The sequence below is a fragment of the Meiothermus sp. genome, from assembly GCF_025056915.1.
Lineage (GTDB): Bacteria > Deinococcota > Deinococci > Deinococcales > Thermaceae > Meiothermus.
This window is the reverse complement of record NZ_JANWVH010000100.1, coordinates 1-9,124: the sequence shown is the minus strand read 5'-3', so window position 1 is coordinate 9,124 and position 9,124 is coordinate 1. Positions and strand designations below refer to the sequence as shown.

The 9,124-nt window shown below is 66.0% G+C and carries 7 protein-coding genes; 6 read left to right on the top strand and 1 reads right to left on the bottom strand.

Annotated features, from left to right (window positions below):
- Positions 1–220: 220 nt before the first annotated feature.
- The 3 genes from ade (at position 221) to NZN28_RS12945 (ending at position 4,118) form a co-directional block, all read left to right on the top strand.
- Positions 221–1,972, top strand: a complete 1,752-nt coding sequence (gene ade, locus NZN28_RS12955; RefSeq protein ID WP_295398783.1) for an adenine deaminase — start codon at positions 221–223, stop codon at positions 1,970–1,972.
- 258 nt (positions 1,973–2,230) lie between these two features.
- Entirely contained in the window at positions 2,231–3,523 is a 1,293-nt protein-coding gene (gene guaD, locus NZN28_RS12950; RefSeq protein WP_295398780.1) for a guanine deaminase, read from the top strand.
- Positions 3,524–3,539: 16 nt separating this feature from the next.
- A complete protein-coding gene (locus tag NZN28_RS12945; protein WP_295398778.1) occupies positions 3,540–4,118 on the top strand; it encodes an NUDIX domain-containing protein in 579 nt (192 codons plus the stop codon).
- Here NZN28_RS12945 and NZN28_RS12940 read toward each other — a convergent pair.
- Positions 4,062–4,709: a riboflavin synthase gene (locus tag NZN28_RS12940; protein WP_295398785.1), complete on the bottom strand. Its 648-nt coding sequence runs from the start codon at positions 4,707–4,709 to the stop codon at positions 4,062–4,064. The two genes, NZN28_RS12945 and NZN28_RS12940, sit on opposite strands and share 57 nt — an antisense overlap.
- Before the next feature lie 106 nt (positions 4,710–4,815).
- On the opposite strand from NZN28_RS12940, the gene NZN28_RS12935 reads away from it, so the two are divergent.
- From NZN28_RS12935 to NZN28_RS12925, 3 genes are all read left to right on the top strand, one after another.
- Positions 4,816–7,107 carry a 3-hydroxyacyl-CoA dehydrogenase/enoyl-CoA hydratase family protein gene (locus tag NZN28_RS12935; RefSeq protein ID WP_295398776.1) on the top strand — a complete coding sequence of 764 codons (2,292 nt, stop codon included), beginning with the start codon at positions 4,816–4,818 and terminating at the stop codon, positions 7,105–7,107.
- A 74-nt stretch (positions 7,108–7,181) separates the two neighbouring features.
- On the top strand, positions 7,182–7,670 hold the full coding sequence (locus NZN28_RS12930) for a DUF4442 domain-containing protein (protein ID WP_295398773.1): 489 nt from the start codon (positions 7,182–7,184) through the stop codon (positions 7,668–7,670).
- On the top strand, positions 7,667–8,836 hold the full coding sequence (locus tag NZN28_RS12925; protein ID WP_295398770.1) for a thiolase family protein: 1,170 nt from the start codon (positions 7,667–7,669) through the stop codon (positions 8,834–8,836). The genes NZN28_RS12930 and NZN28_RS12925 overlap by 4 nt, the downstream gene beginning before the upstream one ends.
- The last annotated feature ends 288 nt before the right edge of the window (positions 8,837–9,124 follow it).

Here is a 9,124-nt window from a genome sequence, read left to right as displayed (position 1 = left end):
CGACGAGCCGAAGTAGAGCACGCTCAGACTAAATCTCGAAAAAGCTCTGAACAGAAACAGCACCGTGGCTGCCTGGATGGGCGGCCACTTCTGTAAAGGGCAGCCGGTTCTTGACCATGGGGCAGGCCGCGGCCCATTTTTCCTGAAGCATTGGAAGTTCGGGGCCTCAGGCGCTGTACCTGGCTTGCGATGGCCGAGGGCTTCCCCTTACCATGCGCCAATGAGCATCTCCCTATCCGACCTCCAGTATGCGGTGGATGCGGCCATGGGCCGCCGTCCGGGAACCCTGCTTTTGAAGAATGCCCGCCTGGTCAATGTGTTTAGCCTAAAGCTCCAGCCCACCCACATCCTGCTGGCCGGGCCTCTGGTGGCGGCGGTGGGCCCGGAGTATGCCGGGGCCGAAGCCCAGGAGGTGCTTGACCTGGAGGGCCGCGCGGTGGCCCCAGGGCTGATTGATGGGCACGTTCACCTGGAAAGCTCGCTGGTCTCGCCCGCCGAGTATGCCCGGGGGGTGGTGCCCCGCGGCGTGACCGGGGTGGTCACCGACCCCCACGAGATTGCCAACGTGGCCGGGGTGGCGGGCATCGAGTGGCTGATGGAGGCCAGCGAGGGGCTGCCCCTGGAGGTCTGGGTTACGGTGCCCTCCTCGGTGCCCTCGACCCTTTTGGAAACCAGTGGGGCCATGCTGGGCCTGGCCGAGATGGAGCGCCTGCTGGCCCACCCCCGGGTGGTGGGGGTGGCCGAGCTGATGAGCTTCCCGGCCATCCTGGCCGCCGAGGGCGGCGAGCTGGAGAAGGTGCGGCTGGCCGAGCGCTTCCGCAAGTCGCCGGAGGGGCACGCCCCGACCCTGACCGGGCGGCCCCTGCAAGGCTACCTGGCGACCGGTATCGCCTCCGACCACGAGAGCACCACCCTGGAAGAAGGACGGGCCAAGCTCGAGGCCGGCTGTTTTCTGATGGTGCGCGAGGGCTCCACCACCCGCAACTTAGAGGCCTTAGCCCCGCTCCTTCGCCCCGAGCACGCCGAGCGCATCGGGCTGGTGACCGACGACCGGCTGCCCTCGGACTTGCTGCGGGAGGGCGGGGTGGACTTCCTGGTGCGAAAGGCCATCGCTCTGGGGGCTGACCCGGCCTATGCCATCCGGGCCGGAAGCTGGAACACCGCCCGCCACTACCGCCTGCCGCGCCGGGGTGCGGTGGCGCCGGGCTTCCAGGCCGACTTGGTCGTACTGGAAGATCTGCCCACCTTCGCCGCCGCGCGGGTTTACCAGCGGGGCCGCCTGGTGGCCGAGCAGGGGCGGCTCAGGGTTGAACTGCCCAGGACCAGGGTCTCGGCGGCGGTGGCCCGCACTGTCCGGTTGCCCAAGCTGACGCCGCGCGATCTGCGGATACCGGCGTTTGCCGGGAAGGCTCGAGTGGTGCGGGCCATTCCCCAGCAGGTGCTGACCGCCGAGGAGCGCCTCGAGCCCACCCTTCAAAACGGCGAGGTGGTGGCCGACCCTGCGCGCGACCTGGCTAAGCTGGTCTGCCTCGAGCGCTACGGGAAAAACGGACAGATAGGCAAAGGCCTGGTCACCGCCTTCGGCCTGAAGAGAGGGGCGCTGGCTTGCACGGTGGGCCACGACCACCACAACCTGATGGCAGTCGGGGTATCGGACGCCGACATAGTGCTGGCCGCCAAAAGACTCGAAGCCCTGGGCGGTGGGATGATTGCGGTGGCCGATGGCGAGGTGCTGGCCGAGCTGGCCCTGCCCATTGCCGGCTTGATGACCGATGAGCCATTGGAGGCAGTCAGCGCCCGGATGGAGGCCCTCGAGGCCGCCGCCCGGCAACTCGGCGTCACCCTGCCCGACCCCTACATGGCCCTCTCGTTTCTGGGCCTGGCCGTGATTCCCGAGCTTCGCCTGACCGACCGCGGGCTGGTGGATGTTCACAAAGGGGCTTTGGTGCCGCTGGAAGTAGAGCCGGTGTAGAGCCGATGACTGAACACGTCCACTAAAGAGAATAGCCCTCAAGCCCCTCCCTGCGTGGGGGGCTTGAGGAGGGTGTTTGCGAGGCCCCTCAATCCCGACGATTGCGTGAAGGGCCGGGTCTATAACCCCCCTGGTCTCCCCAAAAAGGCCGGGAGGGCGAGTCCGGGCTAGGGCTTACCTGTACGGGCCTTTATGCGGCTCAGGATGAAGCGTCATGGTACGAAGAGCGGGCTGGATAGCTGGATAGAATAATCGGGCATGACGTTCATACTACGCGGCTTGGTACTTCATACCCCTAAAAACCCCTTCCGCGAGGCGGGTGCGCTACAAGCTTTTTCCGATGGAGGGCTGGCCGTCGCGGAGGGCCGGATTCGGGCGGTGGGCCATTTTGCCGAGCTGGCCCGGCAGTTTCCTGGTGCACCCGTGCAGGACTGTCGCGAAGGGCTGTTGCTGCCGGGGCTGGTGGATACCCATGTGCACTACCCGCAAACCCGGGTGATAGGGGCCATGGGCTACACGCTTCTGGACTGGCTGGAAAAGCGCACCCTGCCCCTGGAGGCAAGGCTTTCCGACAACAAGCTGGCCCGCGAGCTGGCTCGGGAGTTTGTGCGACTGCTTCTACGCAACGGCACCACCACCGCGCTGGTCTTTGGCTCGCATTTCCAGGGGGCCACGGCCAATCTGTTCGGCGCGGCGGAAGACGTGGGGCTGCGGCTCATTGCGGGGCAGGTCTGCTCCGACCGGCGGCTGCGCCCGGAGCTTCACACCACCCCCGAGCGAAGCTACGCCGAGCAGAAGATGCTCATCCAGCGCTTTCACGGGCGTGGCAAGCTGCGCTACGCGGTGACGCCGCGCTTCGCCCTCTCGGCCTCGGAGGGGCTGCTCGAGGTCTGCCAGGCCCTTTTGCAGGAGCACCCCGACCTCTACTTCACCTCCCACATTAACGAACACACCGAGGAGATTCGCACCGTGGCGGAGCTGTTTCCCTGGAGTGCGCACTACCTGGGGACCTACGACCGCTTTGGCCTCGTGAGCGAGCGGTCGGTGTTCGCCCACAACGTGCACCCCAGCGAGCCCGAGTTGCGGCGGCTGGCCGAGGCCAGGGCGGCCATCGCCCACTGTCCGAGTTCCAACGCTTTCATCGGCAGCGGCATCTTTCCCATGCGGCGCCACCTGGCCCACGGGGTGCGCTTCGCCCTGGGCTCGGATGTGGGGGGCGGCACCGGCTTCAGCCTGCTCAAGGAGGGGTTTGTGGCCTACCTGGCCCAGCGCCTGGCCCCAGACGGCCTGAACCTGACCCCCGCGCATCTTCTGTACCTGGCCACCCAGGCCGGGGCCGAGGTTCTGGGCCTGGGGGCGGAAATAGGAAGCTTTGCCCCCGGCAAAGCAGCCGACATTCTCTGGGTCAAGCCCGAGGCCGGGAGCAGCCTCGAGGTGCACTTCCGCCACCTGGACTCCCCGGAGGAACTCCTGGGTTCGCTCTTCACCCTGCATGGCGAGGCCCGGGTGGAGAAGGTCTGGCTCTTGGGCCAAGAGGCTGCCTTGAACTGATGGTATCGTGGGCCCCATGGAACGGGTGTACGTGCTTCCCGCCTCGGTTTTTCCGCCCGCCCAGGAGAGCATAATCCGCCTCGAGCCCGCCTTGCTAGGCCAAATCGAGCGGGAGGGCTTCTTCCTGGAACGCGCCCTGGCCGAGGAAGACCCGGCCCATCGGCAGATTATCCCCTATGCCCTGGTGTGCTACCGGGGCCGCTACCTGCTAATGCGCCGCACTAAAGGCGGGGGCGAGGCCCGGCTGCACCACCGCTACACCCTGGGGGTGGGGGGGCACATCAACCCCGTTGACCATAGCCCGGGGGCTAACCCCCTGCTGGAGGGCCTGCGCCGCGAGTTGTTGGAAGAGGTCGGGGTGCTGCGCTACACTGCCCAGCCGGTGGGCCTGATCGTGCTGTCCGATTCGCCGGTGAGCCGGGTGCACGCCGGGGTGGTGTTCAGGGTGGAGGCCCAGGAGGAGCCAGCCGTACGGGAGACCGGGAAGCTCGAGGGCCGCCTTGCCTGCCTGGCCGAGATCCAGGCCGTGCGCGAGGGGCTAGAGGACTGGTCGAGGCTCCTTCTGGCCTGGCTGGAGCGAGAGGAGGCGCTCTAGGTACTTGGCCACAATATCGGCCTCCAGGTTCACCAGGATCCCGGGCTGCCAGCTTCCCAGGGTGGTCACCTCCAGGGTGTGGGGGATCAGCCAGAGGCTGAAGTGCGTTGCCGGAAGCTCGGGGCGGCTGCCCGCCGGGCCCCCCACGTCCACCACGGTCAGGCTCACCCCGTCCGCGGCCACGCTGCCCTTGGGCACCAGGTAGCGCTCCAGCGAAGCCGGGGCCTCCATCCAGACCACGTAGCGCCCGTCCTGCGGCTCCAGGGCCAGCACCCGCCCCACCCCGTCCACGTGCCCGGTCACAAGGTGCCCCCCAAGCCGCCCCAGGGCGGGCAGGGCCCGCTCCAGGTTCACTAAGGCCCCCTCCTGCCAGCGGGGGGCGGTTTTGGCCTGGGTCTCCTGCGAGAGCTGCACGGTGAAGCCCCTCCCGTCGAAGGCCGCCACCGTCAGGCAGACCCCGTTGATGGCGATGCTCTCGCCCAGGGCCAGGTCGGGCCAGGGGTGCTGGGGGGCGATGTAAAGCTCGAGGTTGCCGCCTTTGGTCCGGGCCGCTTCAATCCGACCGGTTTGCTCCACAATGCCGGTAAACACGCCCTCCAGGTTAGCCGCCCAGCCCCTGAGCCGGGCATGGCCTGGAGCACACTGGGGTTGCATGGTAAACTTTGACTCGGTATAAAAATAGGCGCAAGGAGGCCCAATGCGAATCAAAAAGATCGGTGTGGTGGGTTCAGGAACCATGGGTGGCGCGATAGCCGCGCTGGCTGCCTCGGCGGGGGTGCCGGTGGTGATGCTGGACATACCGGGAAAGGAAGACCGGCTCGAGCTTGTCAAGAAAGGCCTCGAGCGCCAGCTCAAAAGCAAGCCCGCTTCCTTCATGGACAAAAGCCGGGCGGCCCTCATCGAGCTGGGCACCACCGACGAACTGGACAAACTCAAGGACTGCGACTGGATTGTGGAGGTCATCATCGAGAAGCCGGAGCCCAAGCAGGCCCTGTTTGCCCGGCTCGAGGCCCTGGGCACGGGGGCCATCGTAAGCTCCAACACCTCCGGGATTCCCATGAAGACCCTCCTGGAGGGCCGGGGCGAGGCCTTCCGCCGGCGCTTCTTGGGCACCCACTTCTTCGCCCCGGTGCGCTACTTGCACCTGCTGGAACTCATCCCCACCCCCGAGACCGACCCGGCGGTGCTGCAGGCCATGCGGGTCTTTGGCGAACGCATCCTGGGCAAGGGCACGGTCATCTGCAAGGACGCGCCCGGCTTCATCGCCAACCGGCTGGGGGTGTTCGGCATGACCCAGGCCATGCGCCTGATGATGGCCGAGGGCCTCACCATAGACGAGGTGGACGCGCTTACCGGCCCGCTGGTAGGCCGCCCCAAGAGCGCCACCTTCCGCACCGGCGACATCTCCGGCCTGGATGTGCTGAAGCTGGTTTCCACCGAGCTTTCGCACACCACCGGCGAGGACTTCGCCATGCCCGAGTGGGTGGAAGGGCTTTTGGCCCAGGGCAATCTGGGCGAGAAAACCGGGGCCGGGTTTTACAAAAAGGTAGGGAAGGACATCCTCACCTACGACTACCAGACCGGCGAGTACAAGCCCCAGCAAAAGCTGCGCCTGGACGAAATTGGGGCCATCAAAGACCTGCCCCTCAACGAGCGGCTCAAAAAGGTGGGTGAGCTGCCCGGCAAGTATGGGGCCTTTGCCCGCAAGCTCTTCCTGATTAACAGCCACTACGCGCTCCAGAAAGCCCAGGAAATTGCCTACGACATCGTCTCGGTGGATCGGGCTTTGGAGTGGGGCTTTGCCTGGGAGCAAGGGCCTTTCAAGAACATGGACGCGGTGGGGCTGGACAACCTGCGCCAGGGCTTTGCCGAGCTGGGCCTGGAGGAGCCCGAACTCCTCAAGAAAGCCCAGGGCAGTTTTTACAAGAACGGCACCTATCTGGGCTTCGACGGCCAGTACCACCCCATCCCGCAGGAGGAAGGGGTCATCCGGCTTTCCCAGGTAAAAAGCGAGGGCCGAACCCTTCTGGAAGGCAAGGAGTACGCCCTGCTCGATCTGGGCGATGGGGTGGCCCTTTTCGAGAACCGGGCCAAGATGGGCACCTGGGGCGAGGGCTCCATCTCGGGGCTGCACAAGGCGCTGGACTGGGTGGAGGCCCAGGGCTACGCCGGGCTGGTGATTGGCCACGAAGACCCCCGTACCTTCAGCGCCGGGGCCAACCTGGCCCTGGTCTTGATGGCCGCGCAGGAAGGAGCCTGGGACGACCTCGAGCTCGCCACCCGCCGCTTCCAGCAGACCTCCATGCGCCTCTCCCGCGCGCCCTTCCCGGTTGTGGCGGCTCCCTTTGGCCTCACGCTGGGCGGCGGGGCCGAGTTCAGCCTGCACAGCAGCGCGATTCAGGCCCACGCCGAGCTTTACATGGGCCTGGTCGAGACCGGGGTGGGCCTCCTGCCGGGGGGCGGGGGCACCAAAGAAATGCTTTTCCGCTTCACCCAGGAGCTTTCGGCCTACGGCCCCGAGATTGACCTGTTTGAAGGGGTCAAGCGGGCCTTCCAGATGATCATGCTGGCCCAGACTTCTACGAGCGCCCTCGAGGCCCGCAACATGGGCTTTTTGCGCCAGGGCGACGGCATCAGCATGAACCGCGACCGCCTGATCGCCGATGCCAAGCGGCGGGTGCTCTTCATGGCCCCCGACTTTGTGCCCAAGCCCCCCATGAAAATTAGGGCCCTGGGCGCCGAGGGTCTCGGCAACCTGCGCTACGCCCTCTGGCAGTTCCAGGAGGCCCGGCAAGCCAGCGAACACGATGTGCTCATCGGCAATCAGGTGGCCTATGTGCTCTGCGGCGGCGATGGGCCGGCCCGCGAGGTGAGCGAGCAGGACATTCTGGATTTAGAGCGTGAGGGCTTCCTGAAGCTCCTGGGCACCAAGAAGACCCAGGAGCGCATCGCCCACACCCTCAAGACCGGCAAGCCGTTGCGGAACTGAGCGGCGTGGGGACGAGAACACTCCGGCGCTTCCATTGGCCTCAGCTCTTCATCCACCAGCATCAGGAGCAGGCAGTGATTCAGCCCTTTCCAAGGCCAAGACCCGAGACCTGGCACACCCGGTTGTGGCGGTGGGGTTTCAACTTTTTTCCGGCGTATCGCGGTACCGGGGGACAGGTCACCTACATTGCCCCAGACTGGAGAGAGGTGCACGTGGCCTTGCCGCTCAACTGGCGTACCCGCAACTACGTGGGCACCCTTTTTGGGGGCAGCATGTACGGAGCCATTGACCCCATCTACATGCTCATGCTCATCAAAAACCTGGGGCCTGGGTACGTGGTCTGGGACAAGGCCGCCACCATTCGCTTTCGCAGGCCGGGGCGAAGCACCCTGTTTGCCCGATTCGAGCTGAGCGAACAGGAACTCGCGGAGATTCGTCGCCTGGCCGACGAAAAACCCTCCATTGAGCGGATTTACCCGGTTGAGCTGCTGGATGCTTCGGGCGTGGTGCACGCCAGCTTTGAGAAAACCCTCTACATCAGAAAAGACAAGGAGTTGCGATGAAAGAAGCGGTAGTCGTCAGTGCAGTTCGCAGCGCCGTGGGGCGCGGGAAAAGCGATGGCTCTTTGGCCTCGGTGCACCCCATTGACCTTTCGGCTGCGGTGATGAAGGCTGCGGTGGAAAAGGCAGGGGTCAACCCGGCCCTCGTCGAGGACATCCAGTGGGGCTGCGCCATGCCCGAGGCCAGCCAGGGCCTCAATGTGGCCCGGCTTTCGATGCTGCGGGCGGGGTTTCCGGTGGAGGTTACGGCGGCCACCATCAACCGCTTCTGCTCCTCGGGGCTCCAGAGCGTGGCCTATGCGGCCCAGGCCATTATCTCCGGCATGAACGAGGTGGTGCTGGCCGGAGGGGTGGAGATGATGAGCCAGGTGCCCATGTCGGGCTACCACACCCAGCTTCACCCCGAGCTCACCGAGGCCTACATCGGGATGGGCTTTACCGCCGAGCGGGTGGCCGAGCGCTGGGGGGTGAGCCGGGAAGCCCAGGATGCCTGGGCCCTGCGCAGCCACCAGAAAGCCCTGGAAGCCCAGGCCAGGGGGGCCTTCGAGGGTCAGATTGTGCCCATTCCGGTGAAGAAAGTCTCCTGGAAGGGAACCAAGAAGCAGGTCGAGGAGTTCCTTTTTGCCAAAGACGAGCTGCCCCGGGCCGACACCTCCTTAGAGCGCCTGGCCAAGCTCAAGCCCGCCTTCAAGGAGGGGGGCACCGTAACCGCGGGCAACGCCTCGCCCTACTCCGACGGCGCAGCCGCCCTGCTGCTGATGAGCCAGGACAAGGCCCAGGAGCTCGGCCTGAAGCCACTGGCCCGGTTCATCTCCTTTGCTACGGGCGGGGTGGAGCCCGACGTGATGGGCGTGGGTCCCATCCGGGCGGTGCCCAAGGCCCTGGCCAAGGCCGGTATTGGCCTGGATGACCTCAAGCTCATCGAGTTCAACGAAGCCTTTGCCGCCCAGGTGCTGGCGGTGATGGGGGAGCTTCAGATGAACCCCGAGAAGGTCAACGTCAACGGCGGGGCCATTGCGCTGGGGCATCCCCTGGGGGCTACCGGGGCCAAGCTCACCACCCAGCTTATCCACGAGCTCGCAAAACGCGGGGGGGGGCTGGGCATGGTGACCATGTGCATCGGCGGGGGTATGGGCGCAGCTGGAATTTTTGAGGTCTATCCAAGCTGAGGGGGCATCCCCACGGCGCAGGGAGGGTCTCGCGCCGAACCCCACGCCGCCCGCGTGAAGGGCCAGCCACCCCACAAGCCTCTCCTGCGAGGTCGGGAGAGCGGGGTTCAGGCCAGCTGGTGTGGTCATACGGGCTTTCAGGGTCATCCAGGCTCCAGCCGCGGGTGCTATGCTGGCGGTATGCGGAAAGCTCTGTTCGCGACCCTGGTGGGGCTGGTTGCCTGTGCGCCGACCCCGCTGGGCAGCGCGCCATATTACCCCTACAGCCTGGAAGATTTCCCGGTTTTT

Coding starts and splice junctions, on each gene's coding strand:
- ade (WP_295398783.1), top strand. CDS start 221: ATGAGCATCTCCCTATCCGACCTCCAGTATGCGGTGGATGCGGCCATG.
- guaD (WP_295398780.1), top strand. CDS start 2,231: ATGACGTTCATACTACGCGGCTTGGTACTTCATACCCCTAAAAACCCC.
- NZN28_RS12945 (WP_295398778.1), top strand. CDS start 3,540: ATGGAACGGGTGTACGTGCTTCCCGCCTCGGTTTTTCCGCCCGCCCAG.
- NZN28_RS12935 (WP_295398776.1), top strand. CDS start 4,816: ATGCGAATCAAAAAGATCGGTGTGGTGGGTTCAGGAACCATGGGTGGC.
- NZN28_RS12925 (WP_295398770.1), top strand. CDS start 7,667: ATGAAAGAAGCGGTAGTCGTCAGTGCAGTTCGCAGCGCCGTGGGGCGC.